This window comes from Nonomuraea sp. NPDC052129, assembly GCF_040680095.1.
Lineage (GTDB): Bacteria > Actinomycetota > Actinomycetes > Streptosporangiales > Streptosporangiaceae > Nonomuraea.
In genome coordinates, this window is the sequence record NZ_JBFAVX010000015.1 from 118,418 (window position 1) to 137,298 (window position 18,881).

Consider the following 18,881-nt stretch of genomic DNA (forward strand, 5'->3'; position numbering starts at 1 on the left):
CAACATAAGGATCGTTGAACAATTCGACAAGAGATTTGTTGGATGATTCCCTGTTGACTGTGGATGACGCGGCGGACAGCCCCCTTTCGGATCTCGAACATGACCGGTCCAGGCTGGGCCGCAGCAGCACGGCCGAGCGGGTGGCCGACATCCTGCGCGACCGTGTCACCGAGGGTTTCTTCGAGCCAGGTCAGCGCCTGTCCGAGGAGGCCATCGCGGACGCGCTCGGCGTGTCGCGCAACACGCTGCGCGAGGCGTTCCGGCTGCTCGGCCACGAAGGGCTGCTGGACCACCGGCTCAACAGGGGCGTGTTCGTACGGATCCTGTCGGCCGAGGACGTCGCGGACCTCTACCGCGTACGCCGGGTGATCGAGGGCGCGGCCGTCCGGCGCCGCCCGAGCGGCCAGGAACTGGCCGTGATCAGGGAGGCCGTGGCCGACGCCGAGCGGGCCGCCGCCGACGACGACTGGCGTGGCGTGGGCACCGCCAACATCCGCTTCCACCAGGCGCTGGTGACGCTCAACCAGAGCCCCCGGCTCGACGAGGCCATGCGCCAGCTCCTGGCCGAGCTGCGGCTCGTCTTCCACGTCATGAAGAATCCGCGCGCCTTCCACGAGCCGTTCGTCACCCGCAACCGCAAGCTCCTCGAGCTCCTCGAAGCCGACCGGCCGGACGAGGCCGCCGCCTTCCTCGACGCCTACCTCGACGACGCCGAGCAGCTCCTCGTGCGCGCCTACGAGCCGAACCGGTGACGATGATGCGCGCCTACGAGCCCACCCGATAGCGTTCGGGCATGGCCAGGACGTTCACCCTCGACGAGGCGCGCTCGCTCATGCCGTCGATCATCGACGACGCCGGCGTGCTGATCGCCGCCCGCGCCGACCTGGCCGAGATCGCCTTCGACCGCGAGAGTGCCGGCGGGTCCACGCTGGGCGGCATCCCCGAGATGAAGGCGATCGAGGCGCGCATCGAGGAGATCCTGAGCACCTGGACCGGGCTGGGCATCGAGGTGAAGGGGATCGCGCCGGTCCTCATCGACTTTCCCGCCGTGCTCGACGGGGTGTCCGTACGTCTGTGCTGGATCGAGGGCGAGACTGAGCTGACCTGGTATCACCGCACGGACCTGGGCTTCGCGGGCCGTCGCCCGCTGCGCTGACCACCTGTCCGGCGGGGCACATGAATGTGTCTCACCTGTGATCAACCCGTTTCACTCGGCCGGTATCTAACCGGACGAGTGAAGGGAACACCACCATGAGGCACACCTCAGCGACCGCCGCGCTCCTCGCGACGGCGGTCATCGGCGGGCTGGGGATCATTCCCAGCGCCGCCCACGCCCAGGCGGGCCCGTCCGAGGCCCGGGCGGCCTGGATCCGGTCCTGCAACGACAAGAAGAGCGACACCGCCTACCCCTGCGGTCACTGGCAGCTGGTCATGCGTGACGGCGGGAAGGTCGTCGTGAAGGACGCGGCCGCCGCCGGGATCGACGGCAAGGGCAAGAACTCCGACATGTCCGGCGTGTTCGCCGTCAGCGGCGACGGCCGCGTGATCGCCTACGAGCGGGCCCGCGACCATCGCATCGTCGTCCGGGGGGCGACGGGCGGCCCGGTCAAGGTGCTGGCCGCGTCCCTGGTGCCCAAGAAATACGGGACGGGCCCGCTGGTCCTGTACCTGTCGCCCACGGGGGACAGGCTGCTGATCGACGCCAACGACGAGTCTGATCGAGTCCCCGGCAAGGTGGTCACGATCGCCACCGGCAAGATCGTCCAGCTGCCCGCCAAGGACACGCTCGTGGGCTTCAGCGGCGACGGGGGCGAGGTGCTGGCTCAGCGCTCCGTGGGCGACAACACGACGGCGCTGATCACGTACCGGGCCGACGGCACCTCGGTCAAGCGGACGCCGCCGCAGGTCGTTGCGAACGCCGCCATCACCGCGCTGGCCGCGGACGGCAAGACCCTCGCGGTGTTCGCCGCCGGGAACGAGGAGACCAAGAAGCCCCCGCGGCTGCGGATCTACGACCTGGAGACCGGGGACCTCTCCGCGGGCGTGGACCTGGCGCTGAAGCCGGGGCAGACGCCGTACACCGCCCGGTGGACCCCGGACGGACGGCTCATCGCGGTCGTGCAGTCAGGTGACGAGGGCTCGACGGCGGTGGTACGGGTGCTCACCGTCGACACCACGAGCGGCGGCGTCACACAGGCGGACAAGTATGCGGTCAGCAAGTCCAGGTACACCTTCACCGTGGCAGGGGAGTGACACCATGAAGATCAGGATCGCGGTGGCGATCGCGGCAGGGCTGGCCGCCCTGGTGACCGCGCCTCAGGCCGCCCAGGCCGCGCCACATGACCACCACGACGGCATCCGCTACGCCTCGGTCAAGGGCTGCACGGTCAAGGGCGAGCAGCGGCCCTGCGGCAAGTGGCGGCTGATGATGCACAGCGGGGAGAAGGGCTCCCTGCCCGACGCCGAGACCATCGCCCGCGAGGCGAACGGCAAGTCTTCGGTCACCCAGGTCGCGCCCATCGCCGTCAGCGGCGACGGCCGGCGCGTCGCGTACTTCACCAAGTCCGGGCGGCTGGCCGTACGGACCATGGGGGGCGGGGTGAAGGTCTTCGCCAAGGACGCGCTGCCGCGCGTGGCCCAGTACAGCGTGACGTTCCAGCTCTCCGACGACGGCGGCAGGCTCGCGGCCGTCTTCACCACCGACAAGGCGGTGAAGACGCGGATCTTCGACACGGCCACCGGCGCCCTGCTCGGCTCGACGCCCGGCAACCAGACGCTGCTCGGCTTCAGCGCCGACGGCGGCGAACTGCTGACCGAGGTCTCCGCCGACGAGTCCGTCACGGACCTGATCGCCTACAGCGAGTCCGGCGAGCAACTGTACCGGGCCACGCCGCCGCAGATCGTCGCCTCGAACTCCCCGTCGGCCCTCGCGGCCGACGGCCGGACGGCCGCGAACGTCGTCATGGGCGGCGCCAAGTCCCAGCTCGTCCTGTACGACATGCAGACCGACCAGGTCATCGCCAAGCGGAAGGTCAAGCTGCCGGCCGGCGGCCTCCACATGATCGACTGGACCGGCGAGCAGCAGGTGACGCTGCACCTCGTGCAGGACCGCGGGGGCAAGGCGAACAAGATGACGATCGTCCAGATCGACACCGGCACCGGGGCCGTCAAGGTCCGGGACCACTACCCGCTCCTGAAGGACAGCTACGTCTTCGCGGCCTGCGGCGGCTGAGCTCTCGTCAGGTTCGACGCGGCACGGCGGGGCTGGGGAGCCCCGCCGTTTCCGTGTCCGCGGGCATACGCTGCTGGCGTGGCGGTTCACTCGACCAAAGCGATGGCGGCTCGGGCCGTGGCCCTGTGCGTCGCGCTGCTGCACGAGGAGCCGTCGGCGGAGTCCGTCGCGCGGGTGCTGCGCGACCACGGCGAAACCGGCGACCTGGACCTGGGCGAGGCCGACCTGGCGGCGATGCGGGCCGCGGCGGAGCGGCTGGTCGCCGTCTTCGCCGCCGCCGGCCCCGACCTGGCGGCCGCCCGGCTGAACGATCTTCTGGCGACGGCCGCGCGGGCGCCCCGCCTGACGAACCACGGGGACACGACTCCGTGGCACCTGCACGTGGACGGCGACGACTACGCGCCGTGGGGGGAGTGGTTCCTGGCCTCCTCGGCCCTGGCGCTGGCCGTCCTGCTGGCCGATCACCAGCGAATGCCGGGCGGGCTGTGCGCCTCGGCCGCCTGCCGCCGGCCGTACCTGGACCTGGGGGGCGGTAGCCCGCGGCGCTACTGCAGCACGCGGTGCGCCACCCGCGAACGCGTCGCCGCCCATCGCGGCCGCACCTGACCGGCACGGCGGCAAGCGGTGGCGTCGGTAACCGACATGTCGGGTAACGGGCGCCAACGGGCGGCGCGGTAACAGGCGTGACGGGCGGGGATGCCCGATACTGGACCCGTGGGGATCGGCGGCCTGCGTGGCCGCCCCGGTCTGTACGGGCTGCGTGCCGTACAGACCGGGCGGGTGGGACGACGAGCCGCGCGCCCGGCCGTGACGGCCGGGCGCAGCCGGTCTGCGGACCTAATCGAATGAATGTTTGAACGATCGCCTACACTTGATGCCATGACGGCTGTTTTCCAAGCTTCTCTGCTGGGAGCCGACGAGCTCGTCGGCTCGGCGATCCGCCGTACGCGTCTGGAGCGCGGGGCGTGGATCGACTTCGGGCCCGGCTGGCTGGCGCAGGCCGACGCGCTGTTCTCCCGGCTGTGTGAGGTGGTGCCGTGGCGGGCCGAACGGCGCCGGATGTACGACAAAGTAGTCGACGTGCCGCGGCTGCTCGCCTTCTACGACGAGGACGAGCCGCTGCCCGACCCGGCACTCGACGACGCCCTGCGCGCGCTCAACGAGCGCTACGCTGAGGAGCTCGGGGAGCCGTTCCGCACGGCCGGGCTCTGCTTCTACCGCAACGGCCGCGACAGCGTGGCCTGGCACGGCGACACCCTGGGCAGGGGCGGCACCGAGGACACCATGGTCGCGATCATCTCGGTCGGCGCCCCGCGCCCGCTGCTGCTGCGCCCCCGGGGCGGCGGCGCGTCGATCCGACACGACCTGGGGCACGGCGACCTCATCGTGATGGGCGGCAGCTGCCAGCGCACGTGGGAGCACGCGATCCCCAAGACCACCCGCCCCACCGGGCCGCGCATCAGCATCCAGTTCAGGCCGCGCGGCGTCCGCTGAGAGCAGGGACGGCGCCAGGCGGACTGGCGTCCCCTCAGCTCAGAGCGGTTGATCGTGCTGCTCGACGTACTGGCGCAGGATCGACAATGGTGCACCGCCGCCTGCGGGGAGCTCTCGTGACTACTTCTCCGGCCGCAGCACCGAATACAGGAGCTGGTCGTGCCAGCTTCCGCCGCGCCACTGGGCCCGCCGGATCACGCCTTCACGTTCGAACCCGGCGTTGGCCAGCGCGCCCTGCTCGGCGAGGTTGGTGACATCGGTGATGGCCTCGATCCGTTCGGCCCGGGTGTGGTCGAACAGGTACGTCACCAGCTCGCGGTGCGCCCGGCTGCCGACGCCCTTGCCGCGGTGGCGCGGGAAGATCACGATGGAGAGCGACCAGCACCAGGAGGTGTGCCGCGGACCCCAGAGCCGCTGGAACCAGTGCATCCACCCGGCCACCTCACCACGGGCGTCAATGGTGAAATAGCCGCCCTCGGGGCTCAGCAGCCCGCTCGCCGCGAACTCCTCGCGCATCGCGTGCAGGGTGCGATGGCCGAACCACTGCAGCTCCCCGGTCCCCTTCGGGCTGCCCAGATTCTCCTCGAACACATCCAGGTCCGCCGCACGGACCGGGCGCAGGCTCACGTTCACTCGGGTTCCCTTCCTCAGCTCCACAGAGCCGTACAGGATAGGGCAGCACCTTGCTGAGTGATCACGGAGGGTGGCCTTAGGACAGCAGTGAGCGCTAGAAAGTCCTGGATCTCCGCAGTGCGGGAGGCCGCCCGTCGGGATCGACCGCCAGGCGGTAAAGCGCCGTGGCGAGCAGCCCGCGCACCCGGGGGAGCTCGGGATAGGAATGCGGCCGCAGCCGCCCCGTCGGCCGCGGACCCTTACGGCCGCCCGCGTGCCAGGCTTCGAGCCGCGCCGCCGCGTCGGCGAAGGCGTCGAACGCGGCCACGGGATCGCACAGCTCGTCGCGATTCGCGCCGTCCTCGGGCAGGTCCAGGTGCTCGCCCATCAGCGTCAGGCGCAGCTCGCGGGCGAACCGCCGGGCGCCGTGCGGCTCGCGCGGATCCTCCCGCTCATCGAGTACGGCACAGCTCAGCTCCGAGTCGTAGCTCCAGGAGCGCAGGTTGACGTTGTCGGACCCGACCGAGGCCCACACGTCGTCGACCACGCAGACCTTGGCGTGCACGTAGACGGGGGTGCCCTCATGGTTCTCCAGGTCGTACAGGGCGACCCGGTCGCCGCCCGCCCGCAGCAGCCGGTTCAGCGCGTGGACCCTGCCGATCAGGCTCGCGGGCCCGGCCAGCCAGCCGTCCTGGTCGGGGTGGCGGGGCACCACGATGACCATCCGCAGACCGGGCTCGCGCTCCAGCGCCTCGGCGAACGGCTCGATCACATCCGTGGACCACAGATACTGATCCTCCAGGTAGACCAGCGAACGGGCCCGGCCGAGCACCTTCTGGTAGGCGTGCGCCACGCTCCGCTCGCCGTCCGGCGCGAACGGGTAGCTGCTGCGCCTGGCGGGATAGGTGCGCAGGATCTGTACGGTGTGCGTGCCCGCAGGGGGCGGCGGCGGCCCCGGCTCGGGCAGCGGAGGAACGTCGTCCATCCGGGCGAAATGGTCGCGCAGCCGCCTGATCGGATCCCTGGTCTCCGGCGCGGGATCCTCCCACCGCTCGCAGAACACCTTCTCCACCTCCGCCACCGCGGGGCCGTGGATGGCGACCTGGACGTCATGCCAGGGGGGCCGCCGGCCGTACTCGCCGGGCATCGGGCACGCCTGCGGATCGCCGAGGTGGTCGGCGTCGTCACGGCGGCTGTGACACAGGTCGATGCCGCCGAGGAAGGCCACGTCGGCGACCGGATCGCCGTCATGACGGAGGATGACGAACTTCTGGTGGTGCGAGCCGCCCGGCTTGGTCCGCGTGTCGAGGACGGCCTGCCCGCCCGCGGCCTCGATCGCCTCGCCCAGGTGCCGGTTCTCGGCCGAGCTGAAGCGTAACCGGTCCAGGTGCGAACGCCAGATGAGCCCTCTGACCAGCGCGCCTTTGTGCGCGGCGGCGGCCATCGCGTCGCCCACGGAGGGCCCGTCCTCGGTGAGCCGCTCGTCGGGATCGCCGCGCCAGTCGGCGAACAGGAGTAAGTCGTCCTCGCGCAGCGCCTCGAGGCAGGTCTTCAGCTCGGCGAAGTAGGTCGCGCCGTGGATCAGCGGGCGTACGTCGTTACCCGTCGACCAGGCGTCGAGCCTGGACGCCGGATTTCCTCTTTCCTGGTCCGTGAGGAACCAGTCCTGGATCCGCATCCGCTCCCGGCTACCCGGGCAGAGGGCCTCCATGCGTGGCCCGGGCGGTTTCGAACAGGAGGTGCTCCCCACCGGGGCGGCAGACGAGCTGCAGCCCGACCGGCAGGCCGTGCACCGTTCCGGCCGGGACGCTCAGCGCCGGAAAACCGACCACGTTCCACATGCTCGTCAGGGCGAGCAGCGCGGCTCGCACGGCGACGGACCGGCCGTCCAGCTCGGTCGCCCGCTGGCCGAGAAACGGCGCGGTGAGCGGTACGGTCGGCATCGCGAGCACGTCATGCCGCTCGAACAGCGCGCCGACGCTCTCGGCGAGCCGGGGGCGAGCCCGCATGGCCCGTACGTACCGCCAGCCCGGCATCTCGGCGGCGCCGCGCACGCGTTCGAGCAGCTCGGGGTCGAACAGCTCGGGCGCCTCGGCCAGCCGGTCGGCGTGCACGGCCGCCGCCTCGCTGCTCTGAACGGCGGTGAAGGTCTCGCGCAGCTCGTCCACCTCCTTGGCAGGAAAGGCGAGCTCCTCCAGCGGTCCGGTGCCCGCCTCCACGGCCCGGCGTACCGTACGGGCCACCTGCGGGTCGCAGGCGAACAGCCCGGTGGGGTCAAGCCAGGCGACCCGCGCCGGCCAGCCGTCGTCCCTCTGGACACCGGCGGGGACGAGGGACCGGTAGGCGATCAGGCAGTCCTGCTCGTGGCCCGCGAGAAGGCCGACGGTGTCGAAGGTCTGCGCCAGGGGGAAGACTCCGTCGACCGGGATCGCCCCGTACGCGGGCTTGAAACCGGCGACGCCACATAAAGCCGCTGGAATACGGACCGAGCCCCCGGTGTCCGTGCCGAGGGCCAGCGGGACCATGCCCGCCGCCACGGCGACCGCGCTGCCGCCGCTGGAGCCGCCCGACATGCGCGCGGGTTCCCACGGATTGCGCGACGGGCCGGCGGCGGAACGATCACCCGTGGGGCCGTACGCGAACTCGTGGGTGTTCGTCTTGCCGATGACGACGGCGCCGGCCTGGCGCAGGCGGGCCACGCAGGCGGCGTCGGCGACCGCGACGTGACCGGCGAAGTGCCGCGAGCCCATGGTCGCGGGCAGCCCGGCGACCATGATGAGGTCCTTCACGCCGACCGGCACACCGTGCAGCGGCCCCCGGTCGACGCCCCCGGCCAGCTCCTCGTCCGCGTGCCGCGCCGCGGCCCGCGCCCCCGCGGCGTCCACGGTGATGAACGCGTTGAGCAGCGGATCGGCCTCGGCGATGGCGTCGAGCGCGAGCTGGACGAGCGCCGTGGAGGTGGTCCGGCCGTCGCGCAACTCCTGCGCGAGGCCGCCGATCGTACGCCCGGTGAAGGGGCCAGAAGGTGTCGGCATAGGGCCTAACCGTAGAGGCTGGCCGGGTCGCCGCGAGGGCCTGCGCGAGGGAGCGGAGGTCCCGCGCAGGTCTCCGCGCCTTCTCGATGACACCGACGTGGGGCGGCCGACGGGACTCAAACCCGCTTTCACCAAGATCACAACTTGGTCCCTCGTTCGCTTCGGGATCGGCCGCAGTGCCTTCGGCCGGATTCGAACCGGCGTCCTCCTGCTCCGCAAGCAGGCGCGCTCTCCACTGCGCCACGAAGGCCCGGTAGCGGGTGTGGGGATCGAACCCACCTGGGGCGGCTTATGAAACCGCCGGGCACACCAGCACCCTCACCCGCCATCGGGGAAACAAAAACCGCCCAGACCGTGTGGTCCTGGGCGGCGGCTCGCTGACTGTGACGTCAGTGACGAAGACCCCAGGGCATACGGCCATGGCGGACCATATGACCGTGGCGCATCGCGTCGCTGCTGAGGTTCTTCATGTCGAGAAGCATGCCGGACAGATCATCGCCGGGCAACGCATTTATTCAGCGAGCCGGTGCGTCGGCCCACGCCGGCAACGGCTCGCAGGCGCGGCGGCCGGTCGGTGGACGTCAGACGCGCAGCAGGCGCAGGCAGAGCCGCTTGAGGGTCTCGCGCAACTCGTCGTCGCCCAGATGGGTGAGGCGGCGGATCGCCGGACCCAGGTCGTTGGCCATGAAGTACGCCGCCTGTTCGTCCACTGTCGGCTGGTCGCCGAACAGCAGGTGGAGGCCGCGTTCGGCCTGATCGTCGAGTGTGCGCCTGATCCGGTCGTGCCGGCGCAGGCCCGGATCGGTGTGGCTCAGCGGCGCGATCGCGCGGTTGGCGATGACCTGGTCGACGAACCCGTCGACCAGGTACTCCATCCGGGCCCGCTTGCCGCGGATCGTCTCGGCCGTGTCCAGCATCGCGTCGAACACGGCGATGCTGACGTCGAGGAGCGCTTCCAGAATCTCGATCTTGGTGCGGAAGTAGTAGTAGACGTTGGCCTTCGTCACGCCCATCGTGTCCGCGATCAGCTGCAACGACGTCGCGTCGAACCCGTGCTCGACGAACAGCCGCCGAGCGGTGTCGAGGATCGCCTGCCTGGTCTTCTCTGCCTGCTCGGCTCGGGTCGGCGACATGCGGCGATGGTAGCCCACCGGTTGACGGCCGGGCCGCGCTGTGTTGTCATTTCATTAGCCGATCGGCTAATGAAATGGAAGATGGGAGGGGAGCTGTGACTGAGACCGTTCTGGTGACGGGCGGGACCGGTTTCGTCGCCGGCTGGTGTGTCGCCGAGTTGCTGCGGCGCGGCTATGACGTGCGCGTCACCGTACGCAGCCTGGCGAGGAAGGCCACCGTCTCCGACGCGGGCGGCCGGGTGAGCGTCTTCGTCGCCGACCTGACGTCGGATGTCGGCTGGGACGCGGCGGTGGCGGGATGCGACTACGTGCTGCACGTGGCCTCGCCACTGGGCGGAGGCGACTCCACGGATCCGGACGAGTTGATCGTGCCCGCTCGTGACGGCGCGCTCCGGGTCCTGAAGGCCGCCACCAAGGCCGAGGTCAAGCGCGTGGTGATGACGTCCTCGTGCGCCGCCGCCACCCCGCCGCGCGACCGCGAAGGCGGCGTCTTCGACGAAACCGTCTGGACCGACGTCGAAGGCGCGCGGCTCAACGCCTACCGGAAGTCCAAGGTGGTCTCCGAGCGCGCCGCCTGGCGGTTCATGGCCGACAACGAGGGGCCCACCACGTTGACGACGGTCCTGCCAGGCGCGGTGTTCGGCCCGGTGCTGTCGGCGGACAACCTGGGGTCCGTGCGGGTGATCGGGCGTCTCGTGGAGGGGCGCATGCCCGGCGTTCCTCGTCTGGGGTTCAACATCGTGGATGTCCGTGATCTGGCTGATCTGCACCTGCGCGCGATGACCTCGGCGCAGGCGGCCGGACAGCGGTTCATCGGGGTCGGCGAGTTCATGTGGCTGAACGACGTCGCGAAAGAGCTTCGCGCGAAGCTCGGCCCGGCCGCCGGCAAGGTGCCCACGCGAGTGCTGCCGGACTTCCTCTTTCGATTGATCTCGCTTTTCGACCCCGGGGTACGGGCGGTGCTGCCGAACCTGGGGCGGAAATACCTCCACACCTCGGAAAAGGCTCAGCGCCTGCTGGCGTGGCGCCCACGACCCGCCGCCACGACCGTCGTCGACTGCGCCGAGAGCCTGCTGGCCGCACGTTGACCTGCCTTCACGGCACGTCGACCAGCCTTCACGGCACATCGACCAGCCTTCACGGAACCCTCTCCGGCGGGGTCGGCTGCAGGTACACCGCCGACGCGATCGAGACCCGTTGCCTGATTCGCTGTTCGGTCTCCGCCAGCGCCTTCGCGGCCCCGTCCACGTCGCCCGACGGGTGCATCGTCACCCGGGCGGCCACCAGCAGGTCCTCCGGTCCCAGGTGCAGGGTCCGCACCTGGGTGAACGCCTGGATGGACGGGTCGTCGTCCAGGACGTTCTCGATGGCGTCCTGAACGGACGGCGTGGCCGCCTCACCGATGATCATGCTCTTGGTCTCCCTGGCCAGCGTCACCGCCACCGCGACCAGCAGCAGCCCGATGGCGATCGAGCCGAGGCCGTCGAAGGCGGAGTTGCCGGTGAGCACCGTCAGCCCGACGCCGACGAGCGCGAACACCAGCCCGGCCAGCGCTGCCGTGTCCTCCAGCAGCACCACCGGCAACTCGGGCGCCTTCGCGTCGCGGATGAACCCGGCCCACGACCGGCCATCACGCACCCGGTTGGAGTTGCGTACGGCGGTGCGCAGCGAGAGCGACTCCATGATGATCGCCGCCACCAGAACCCCGACCGCCCACGGCCAGCTCTCCAGCGGATGCGGATGGGCGATCTTCTCGTACCCCTCGTACAGGGCGAACAGCCCGCCCCCGAAGAACAGCACGAGCGAGACCAGGAAGCCGTAGAAGTAGCGCTCGCGCCCGTAGCCGAAGGGGTGGTCGGCGCTCGGCTCCCGCTTGGCCCGCCGCCGGCCGAGCATGAGCAGGCCCTGGTTACCCGTGTCGGCGATGGAATGGATGCCCTCGGCGAGCATCGCCGAGGAGCCGGTGAAGAAGAAGGCCACGAACTTGGTGGCCGCGACTCCCACGTTGGCGGCCAGCGCCGCGAGAGTCGCCTGATGTGATCCGTCGCCGCTCATGCGGCCCCCTCTACCCAGGTGGCGGCAATCTTGACATTCCGCGGTCCACGTCCCTGCGGGCGCTGGCCGACAATCTGCACGAAACCTCGACGATCACCCGCAGGTTTTGTCCACAATCCGTTCGTACGGTGAATGCCATGAAAAAGGGTGCCGACTTCTCCGCCTGGGTGGCGGAGTTCGAAGCGGAGGCCGAGCGGCGGCACGCCGACGGCGACCCCGACTGGGCGCGGGGCGCATGCCTGCACCGGGCGGTGGCGGCCAGCATCCAGCGCTTCCAGGTCGGCGAGAGCGGCGACGGCGCCGCTCTGATCGGCAAGGCGGGCAAAGCCGAGGACGATGCATACGGCGCGGCAGTCCGCCTCTTCGTCGCCGAAGAGCAGAACCACGCCCGCCTGCTCGCTCACCTGCTGGCCGCGGCGGGCGCGCCGACCCTGGCCGGGCACTGGAGCGACACCGCCTTCGTACGGCTGCGCCGGATGCTGGGCCTACGCCTGGAGCTGATGGTCCTGATGATCGCCGAGGTGATCGCGCTGCGCTACTACCGGGCACTGCGCGACGGCGCGGGCGATCCACTCGCCGCCGACGTCGCCGCCCGGATCCTGGCCGACGAGGAGCGCCATGTCCCGTTTCACTGCGGGCGCCTCAGCCGGTCGTTCCGCCACCTGCCCGCGGCGGGCCGCGCCGTGCTGGCGGGCGGCTGGTGGTGCCTGATGCTCGGCGCGGTGACCGTGGTCGCCGTCGATCACGGTCTGGCCCTGCGCTGCCTGGGGCTGTCTCGGACCCGCTTCGTCCGCGACGTGCTCACCTTGTTCGGGCGAGCCGTCTCGGCGTCCGTACGGTGAGCGCGGCCCACCTCGCTATGATCGTTCGAGTCTCGCGTCCGACCCCGTCCATCAGCGACAGGAGTGCGTACCGATGCCGGAAGCGCCGCAGCGGGTCGTGATCATCGGAGGCGGCCTCGGCGGCCTGTGCGCGGCCCATGGGCTGCGCGCCGCCGGGATCGAAGTGGCGCTCTATGAGCGCGACCCCTCGCTGGACCACCGTCCACAGGGCTACCGCGTCCACCTGGACTCCCGTGGGGCGGGCGGGCTGCACGAGTGCCTGCCGCCCCGCCTGTACGAGCTGTTCGTCGCCACGGCCGGGATGCCCAGCAGCCGGGTCACGATCGTGAACGAGCGGCTGCGGGAGCTGCACGCCGTCCAGTTCGACGGCGGGTCGGCGGGGGAGGACCCCAAGACGTTCAACGCCGCCGTCGACCGGATGACGCTGCGCCAGGTCCTCCTGGCGGGGCTGGACGACGTGGTCCGCTTCGGCGCCGAGTTCACCCACTACGAGCACGAGGGCGAACGGGTGCGCGCCTGGTTCGCCGACGGCACCAGCGCGGTCGGCGACCTGCTGGTGGGTGCCGACGGTGTCGGCTCCCGGGTGCGCGGGCAGTACCTGCCGCACCTGGAGATCAGGGACCTGGGCACCAGGTGCGTGTACGGCAAGACGCGGCTGGACGATCGCGTGGCCGAGCTGCTACCGCCCCGGCTGACCGACGGTTTCATGTCGGTGCGGTCGAGACGCGCCGGTATGGCGCTCGGCCTGGTACGACCGCGCGAGGATCCGGCCGAGGCAGCCGCGAGGCTCTGGCCCGGCCTGAGCCTGAGCTGGGCGGGTGACTATGTGATGTGGGCGCTGGCCGTACCCTCGGCCGGGCTGCCCGGCACCGACGCCGAACTGTCGGCGGCGGGCGGCGCCCGCCTGCACGAGCTGGTACGGGAGCGGATCACCGGCTGGCATCCCGACCTGGTGGCGCTCGTCGCGGCCGCCGAGGTGGACCAGACCTTCTACGTCCCCATCAGGAGCTCCACGCCCATCGAAGCCTGGGAGCCGACGAACGTCACAGTTCTGGGCGACGCCATCCACGCGATGAGCCCGGCCCAGGGTTCGGGGGCCAACTGCGCGCTGCTGGACGCCGCACTGCTGTGCCGCGCGGTGGCCGCGGGCGGGCCGCCGGCCGACGTGATCGGCGGCTATGAGCGGCGGATGACCGAGTACGGCTTCGCCGCGGTCCGTGCCTCGGAGGCGGCGGCCGCGGGGTCCGGCGGCGGCCTTCTGGGCAGAATGTTCGGCTGGCTCGGGCGATTGTCGCGCTGAAAAGGGAGCGGACGCCACGAACAAGGGGCGAAGTGTCGGTCATATCCGTTACGGTCGCTTGGCATGATCATCAGTGGCAGCACGATCGTGCTGGCCGGGCGGTTCAGTCGGCTTTCGAAGGATGAGGCCAAGCACGGCCTGGAGCTGTTGGGCGCGAAGGTGGCCGCGTCGGTCTCGGCGAAGACGGATCTGGTCTTCGCCGGGGAGAAATCGGGCGCCAAGGCGGGTCCGGCGGCGGTGCGCGGCGTTCCGATCTACGACGAGGATGCGCTGCTGGCCGTGCTGGAAGGCAGGGAGTCCGGCACCCGGCCGCCGTCCCCGCCGTTCACCGGCGTTCCGGACGAGCCGATGGGACCCGGTGAGGCCCTCGACTTGGTCAAGAACGCCGACTGGTCCGCGTTCTCCCCGGAGCGCGACACCGTACCGCTGCGGGACGCCCTCCAGACTCTGGAACGCGCCCACGGCGTCACCGACGCGCATCGCCTCGCGACCGCCCGCCTCCGCGACGCGGGTGCCGAGCTGCGCCACTCCGACGTGCACCACGGCCAGTTGAACGGCCACGCACTGAGCCCCGACGGCCGCCACCTCGCGGTCGGCAGTTGGACCGGGGAAGACTACGACCGAGGCGGGGTCCTGCAGGTCTTCGAGGTCGCCACCGGCCGTTGCGTCCACGCGATCGACGGCATCATGGGCGGCATCGGCTTCGAGAACCACAGCCGCAGCCTCCAATGGTCGGCGGACGGCAGGCGGATCGCGCTGGAGTACAACACCAACGCGACCGGCGTGTGGGACCCGTTCGGCACCGCCCGAGAGCCGATCGCCGACGCCTTCTTCCTCGGCTCCGGCAGGCCGTTGGGCATGGCCTTCGCCCCCGAGGGCAGGCGCGCGTTCGTCTACGGAGGCGAGTCGGACTTCCTGCACAACGTCATCGTGGCGATGCACGAGGGCTCGGTCGCCGGGCCGCCGGATGCCCACCCGGAGGGAACGGAGCCGATCGAGTTCAGCGCACCGTCGCGCGAAACCGTGAGCGACGAGCCCGAGTTCATTCTCGGCCGGGCGTTCTGGTCGCGCGACGGTTCCCGGGTCTACGGAGAGGCGGGGGACGCGTACGCGGCGATCTCGCTCGATGTGGAGAAGCGGCAGGTCTCCTGGACTTTGGACCTGGAAGAGGACCAGGACGCCCCGCCGCCCGAGTGGAGCCTGGACGAACGGCTCCTGGCCCACCAGCGCGGCGGAAAGCTCGTCATCGCCGACGCGCTGACGGGTGAGACGACGGCGGAGCTCGCTGGCTACCCGGGCGCCGACGTCCTGTGCTGGGGGCCGGGCGGCCGGCTGGCGGTGGTGGACCCGGCGGGTGGCACCGTCGGGATCATCGACGCGACGACCGGCGAGCACCAGTACGACCTGGGCGTGGGGGCGGGCACCTCCAACCCGCGCGGCTGGGACGCCCGGTCGTGGGCCTGGTCGCCGGACGGCGAGCGGGCCGCCTGCGTCACCGCCGAGGGGCGCATCGAGATCTGGTCGCTCGGCGAGCGCCCCGGACGGCTGCGTGTCCTGGACGGCGTCCGGCGTACCGTCGGCCAGTGGGAGCACGGCTTCGGCCTGGTATGGCCCGCCGCCGACGTGCTGATCGCGATCGGCTCGCACGTGGTGCGCTTCCTGCGCCCCGAGACCGGCGAGATCGTGGCCGACCACCCTTTCCACCACGCCCCGGCCGCCCGTCGCCCGCTCTTCCTGGCCGGTCGTGACCTCGGCGACCGGCTCCGGCTCGACCCGACGTTCGCGCTGGACGAGGAGACCTGGGCGGTGGGGTTCGAGGACGGCACGGTCATCGCGCCTCCCGGCCGGGACGACGATCTCGACGGCCGGCTCTGCTGGACCGTCGACCGCCGTTTCGCCTGGCCGTTCCGCTGGGGTGACCAGAGCGTCTTCCCCGACGCCGCCCGCGCGGGAGTGGGGGCGGCCTCGCCGGAGACCGAGCTGCTGCTGACGCCGTTCCGGGGACGTGGCAGTACGGCGAAGGCGACGGGGACGTGGCCGCCGCCCGACACCGCCACCGTCACCGATCTGATCACGGTGGTCCTGGGCACGCTCGTCGACCTGAGCGTTGAGCATTCGGTCGTTTACGAAAACTGGATCGTCGACACGTTCCAGCAGCTCGCGATGATCCGCGCCCGGCGGGGCGAGGCCGCCGAAGCCCGCGACCTGGCCCTCGCGATGCCGGAGCACCGGCAACGTCTCGGACACCTGGCGCGGGTCGCGCTCGCGCTCGGCGCGGCCGGTTTCGCCGCCGAGGCCGCCGCCGTCTTCCCCTACGCCGACGACGATCTTGCGGACGTGAGTGATGGGGCGGACATGGCGGTGGTCGCCGGGGCCTGCGCGGTCCTGGGGCGGCATGAACGCGCCGATCGATGGTTCGCCGCCGCGCGCGAGGCCGCCGACGCCGACCGTTCGAACTGGGAGGTCCGGCTGCCGCTGGTCTGGGCGCTCACCGAGTGCGGCCGGGAGCAGGAGGCCCGCGCCGTGCTGGACGAGGGCGCCGGCACGCCGAGGGACCGGTACCACGGTGTGCCATGGCTGGTGTGCCTGCTCAGGCGGGGCGAGTCCGAGCTGGTACGCGAGCTGATCGGGGAGCGCAGCGAGCCGGAGGACCCGAACAAGCGGCACGAATACGGCGTGCGCTGGTTCGACGACTGGACGGCGGCCCGCGCGCTCACCCTCTACGGACAGCCGGATCTGCTCCGGTTGTGGGGCGAGATCAACCGGTGTTGGGTGTCGGACGACCTGCCGGTGGCCGAACGGATCGCCGCCGAGGGCAGGCCCACCGGCCCGACCGACGACCAGCTGACCGATCTCGCTGCCCAGCACGCCGGGCTCGCCAAACTCCCCAAGGCGGCGAAGCGCCGCGAGTCCGCACATGTGGCCCGGAAGGCGGCGGAGTGCGGCCACGTCAGCGCCGTGCTCGACCTGCTGCCCGGGACGGGCGAGGCCGGCAACTACGGGCTGGACAGCAACACGCGAACCTGGGTCGTCTTCAGCGCCCTGCGGACCATCGCGATCGGCGTGGACGTGGACGTGTGGTGACCGGGTGCACCGGCGAGGGCCCGGCCCCGGCCGATCATGCGGCTGGGAGATGTCACAGCCTGCGGACGTTGAGGGCGCGGAACTGGAAGCTGTCCTGCTGCCCTTCCTCGATGTCGAACTCCACGACATCGCCCTGTCGGAGCTCCCGGAAGCCGTCGCCGACGATCTCGCTGAAGTGCGCGAAAGCGTCACCACGCCCGGCGGGGAGGTCGCTGGAGGAGATCGCACCCCAGCCTTTCTCGGCCTTCCAGAACTTCACCGTGCCACGAGCCATGGTCCCAGTGTGGCAGCGGAAGGACGGCCCGACTACCGCGCATCAGCTCCTGTCACGGCCTACCGCACGTCATGAAGCCGCATCAGGGGCTCACTGGCGTATCTGTGGCGGCCGCCCGCCGCAGGAGGCGTTCCAGGCTGTTGAGGGCCTGATCGGTGTCGGTGCCGGCGCGCCGGGAGATCGCGATGTCGACCATCGGCAGCAGCGGCAACCCCTGCTGCTCTGATGGGCGCACAGCCCCCGCCGGGACATTGCCCACGAGTAGCGCGCCGACGCCGATTCCGGCGGCGATGGCCGCCTGTACGGCATGCACACTGGTGCTCTGGAAGGCGATCCGCCATCGGCGCCCGTGGCGGCTGAGCGTGTCCAGGACGGGCTGGCGCCATTGGCAGGGAAGCGAGAACAGCACCAGCGGCAGCGGGTCGGCGAGTGGATCGAAGAGCGGCGCGCAGGCCCAGGTCAGCGGGACCTGACGCTGCCAGCGCACGGACGCTTCGGGCATGACCGACGGATCCCCGAACACCAGGTCAAGACGGCTCCGGTCGGCGAGCTTGCGCAGGGGCGGCGCCGAGCCGACGATCACCTCGAGGTCGACTCGCGGATGGAGTACGGCGAAGTCGGCTCAGGGCCACGGGAAAGGTGGTGATCGCCAGATCCTCGAGCAGTCCGATCGTGCGCCTGCCTGATGGTGTGGCGCGAGGCCCGGCGATCGAGGTGCGGGCCTCGTCGTGCAGGGCCAGCATGCGTTCGGCGTAGGCGAGGAGCGTCTCACCCGCGGGCGTGAGCCGGGCACCCTGCGGATCCCTGATGAGGATGCGCTCGCCGGCGGTCTGCTCCGGGCGCTGGATCCGCTGGCTCACACCTTGCCGCCGGAGATCATCTCCACGGGGCTGCGCGCGGCTCCGCGACGGCGAACACGTCAGCGGACCTGCCGCCGGCCCCTACCGCAGCCGCGTCGTCGGCGGCCCCGCCAAGTTCGCAGGCCGCGTCATCCGCAGCGGCCGCCAAGCCAAAGCCGTCCTGGCCAACCCCGTGCTGCAGATCTACCCCGGCAAGGGCATGACCTGCGTGTTCGAGCGAAGCAAGGCGCTGTGCCAGATGCGCGACGCCGACGAACACGACGACCGGCGCACACCGGATCTCGACGACTGCCGCCCCTCCTGCCGAAACATCGCCCGCACCGACCAGGACATGACCCTCGTCTACCAACAGGCCGCCGAACTCCGAACCCGGATCGCCGACCAGCTCAGCCCCACGATCCGCCACGAACGCGAACGCCGACAGCTCGAACGGATGGAACAGATCATCTCCGAGCACGAGACCCTCCAGGAACAAGGAGAGCATGAATCTCCGTGACCACGTCCCCACCGGACCCGCGGCTCCTCACCGACCTTCGCGCCGCAGCAGACCGCCTCATCGCAGGAACACCGCTTCGCTCAGGTGGAAAACTGACGATCGTCGACCTCGCCGCCGAGGCCGCTATCAAACGATGGATCCTCACCCACAAGCACCCGGAACTGCGCGAGCAGTACCAGGCCGAATTCAAGAACCTCGGCCAGGTCTCGGCACCCGTCCAAGCCGCGCTGAGCAAGGCCGCCGACCTTGAAGAAGGCCTGGCCCAACTACGCGCTGGCAAGCGCGAGCTCAAGGACCGGGTGGAGGCCTACGCGGTACTGATCCGCGACCTCACCGAACGCCTCGACGCGGTGCAGCGGGAACGAGATGACGCACTGGGCGAGCTTGATCGAATCCGGAGCGGCGTTGTTGTTCTCGCCGAACGCCGCAGGGGGACGCAGCGTGATGCCTGAGTTTGGGCCCGT

Annotated in this window: 18 protein-coding genes, 3 tRNA genes and 1 pseudogene; 12 read left to right on the plus strand and 10 right to left on the minus strand. The window is 70.9% G+C overall.

From position 1 onward, the window contains the following. Nucleotides 1–59: 59 nt before the first annotated feature. The 6 genes from AB0L53_RS29980 (at nt 60) to AB0L53_RS30005 (ending at nt 4,726) form a co-directional block, all read left to right on the plus strand. The gene (locus AB0L53_RS29980) at nt 60–752 is read left to right on the plus strand and encodes a GntR family transcriptional regulator (RefSeq protein WP_364001041.1); all 693 of its coding nucleotides are present in this window, start codon (nt 60–62) and stop codon (nt 750–752) included. A gap of 41 nt (nt 753–793) precedes the next feature. Next, nucleotides 794–1,156: a DUF2203 domain-containing protein gene (locus tag AB0L53_RS29985; protein WP_364000679.1), complete on the plus strand. Its 363-nt coding sequence runs from the start codon at nt 794–796 to the stop codon at nt 1,154–1,156. Between the two features lie 95 nt (nt 1,157–1,251). Beyond that, nucleotides 1,252–2,253, plus strand: coding sequence for a hypothetical protein (locus tag AB0L53_RS29990; protein ID WP_364000681.1), 1,002 nt, complete (start codon nt 1,252–1,254; stop codon nt 2,251–2,253). A 4-nt stretch (nt 2,254–2,257) separates the two neighbouring features. Next, nucleotides 2,258–3,232, plus strand: a complete 975-nt coding sequence (locus AB0L53_RS29995) for a hypothetical protein (RefSeq protein WP_364000684.1) — start codon at nt 2,258–2,260, stop codon at nt 3,230–3,232. A 78-nt stretch (nt 3,233–3,310) separates the two neighbouring features. Continuing rightward, entirely contained in the window at nt 3,311–3,838 is a 528-nt protein-coding gene (locus AB0L53_RS30000) for a CGNR zinc finger domain-containing protein (protein ID WP_358549971.1), read from the plus strand. A 273-nt stretch (nt 3,839–4,111) separates the two neighbouring features. Continuing rightward, on the plus strand, nt 4,112–4,726 hold the full coding sequence (locus AB0L53_RS30005) for an alpha-ketoglutarate-dependent dioxygenase AlkB (RefSeq protein ID WP_364000687.1): 615 nt from the start codon (nt 4,112–4,114) through the stop codon (nt 4,724–4,726). 120 nt (nt 4,727–4,846) lie between these two features. Here AB0L53_RS30005 and AB0L53_RS30010 read toward each other — a convergent pair whose 3' ends face one another. From AB0L53_RS30010 to AB0L53_RS30040, 7 genes are all read right to left on the minus strand, one after another. Further along, nucleotides 4,847–5,359 (minus strand): GNAT family protein, encoded by a 513-nt coding sequence (locus tag AB0L53_RS30010; RefSeq protein WP_364000690.1) that lies wholly within the window; start codon nt 5,357–5,359, stop codon nt 4,847–4,849. A 94-nt stretch (nt 5,360–5,453) separates the two neighbouring features. Continuing rightward, a complete protein-coding gene (locus AB0L53_RS30015; RefSeq protein ID WP_364000693.1) occupies nt 5,454–7,016 on the minus strand; it encodes a phospholipase D family protein in 1,563 nt (520 codons plus the stop codon). Between the two features lie 10 nt (nt 7,017–7,026). Next, a complete protein-coding gene (locus AB0L53_RS30020; RefSeq protein ID WP_364000696.1) occupies nt 7,027–8,373 on the minus strand; it encodes an amidase in 1,347 nt (448 codons plus the stop codon). Between the two features lie 98 nt (nt 8,374–8,471). Then, nucleotides 8,472–8,548, minus strand: a tRNA-His gene (locus tag AB0L53_RS30025). Nucleotides 8,549–8,550: 2 nt separating this feature from the next. Continuing rightward, nucleotides 8,551–8,623, minus strand: a tRNA-Arg gene (locus AB0L53_RS30030). Nucleotides 8,624–8,627: 4 nt separating this feature from the next. After that, nucleotides 8,628–8,700, minus strand: a tRNA-Met gene (locus tag AB0L53_RS30035). A 254-nt stretch (nt 8,701–8,954) separates the two neighbouring features. Further along, nucleotides 8,955–9,506: a TetR/AcrR family transcriptional regulator gene (locus tag AB0L53_RS30040; RefSeq protein ID WP_364000699.1), complete on the minus strand. Its 552-nt coding sequence runs from the start codon at nt 9,504–9,506 to the stop codon at nt 8,955–8,957. A gap of 95 nt (nt 9,507–9,601) precedes the next feature. Between AB0L53_RS30040 and AB0L53_RS30045 the strand changes: the two genes are divergently transcribed. Next, nucleotides 9,602–10,594, plus strand: coding sequence for an NAD-dependent epimerase/dehydratase family protein (locus AB0L53_RS30045; RefSeq protein ID WP_364000702.1), 993 nt, complete (start codon nt 9,602–9,604; stop codon nt 10,592–10,594). A 49-nt stretch (nt 10,595–10,643) separates the two neighbouring features. On the opposite strand, the gene AB0L53_RS30050 is transcribed toward AB0L53_RS30045, so the two are convergent. Beyond that, nucleotides 10,644–11,561, minus strand: a complete 918-nt coding sequence (locus tag AB0L53_RS30050) for a cation diffusion facilitator family transporter (protein WP_364000705.1) — start codon at nt 11,559–11,561, stop codon at nt 10,644–10,646. Between the two features lie 137 nt (nt 11,562–11,698). On the opposite strand from AB0L53_RS30050, the gene AB0L53_RS30055 reads away from it, so the two are divergent. The 3 genes from AB0L53_RS30055 to AB0L53_RS30065 all read left to right on the plus strand — a co-directional run bounded on the left by AB0L53_RS30055 (nt 11,699) and on the right by AB0L53_RS30065 (nt 16,787). Further along, complete coding sequence (locus tag AB0L53_RS30055) at nt 11,699–12,403, plus strand: ferritin-like domain-containing protein (protein ID WP_364000708.1); 705 nt, start codon at nt 11,699–11,701, stop codon at nt 12,401–12,403. Between the two features lie 73 nt (nt 12,404–12,476). Further along, nucleotides 12,477–13,703 carry an FAD-dependent monooxygenase gene (locus AB0L53_RS30060; RefSeq protein WP_364000711.1) on the plus strand — a complete coding sequence of 409 codons (1,227 nt, stop codon included), beginning with the start codon at nt 12,477–12,479 and terminating at the stop codon, nt 13,701–13,703. 63 nt (nt 13,704–13,766) lie between these two features. Then, nucleotides 13,767–16,787: a BRCT domain-containing protein gene (locus AB0L53_RS30065; RefSeq protein WP_364000713.1), complete on the plus strand. Its 3,021-nt coding sequence runs from the start codon at nt 13,767–13,769 to the stop codon at nt 16,785–16,787. Nucleotides 16,788–16,839: 52 nt separating this feature from the next. On the opposite strand, the gene AB0L53_RS30070 is transcribed toward AB0L53_RS30065, so the two are convergent. Then, complete coding sequence (locus AB0L53_RS30070; RefSeq protein ID WP_364000716.1) at nt 16,840–17,061, minus strand: cold shock domain-containing protein; 222 nt, start codon at nt 17,059–17,061, stop codon at nt 16,840–16,842. Between the two features lie 82 nt (nt 17,062–17,143). Next, nucleotides 17,144–17,668 (minus strand): annotated as a pseudogene (locus AB0L53_RS30075) (LysR substrate-binding domain-containing protein); the annotation flags it as partial. 200 nt (nt 17,669–17,868) lie between these two features. On the opposite strand from AB0L53_RS30075, the gene AB0L53_RS30080 reads away from it, so the two are divergent. Then, nucleotides 17,869–18,417, plus strand: coding sequence for a hypothetical protein (locus tag AB0L53_RS30080; RefSeq protein ID WP_364000718.1), 549 nt, complete (start codon nt 17,869–17,871; stop codon nt 18,415–18,417). Then, nucleotides 18,414–18,869, plus strand: a complete 456-nt coding sequence (locus AB0L53_RS30085; RefSeq protein ID WP_364000721.1) for a hypothetical protein — start codon at nt 18,414–18,416, stop codon at nt 18,867–18,869. Before AB0L53_RS30080 ends, AB0L53_RS30085 begins: the two co-directional genes overlap by 4 nt. Nucleotides 18,870–18,881 lie beyond the last annotated feature (12 nt).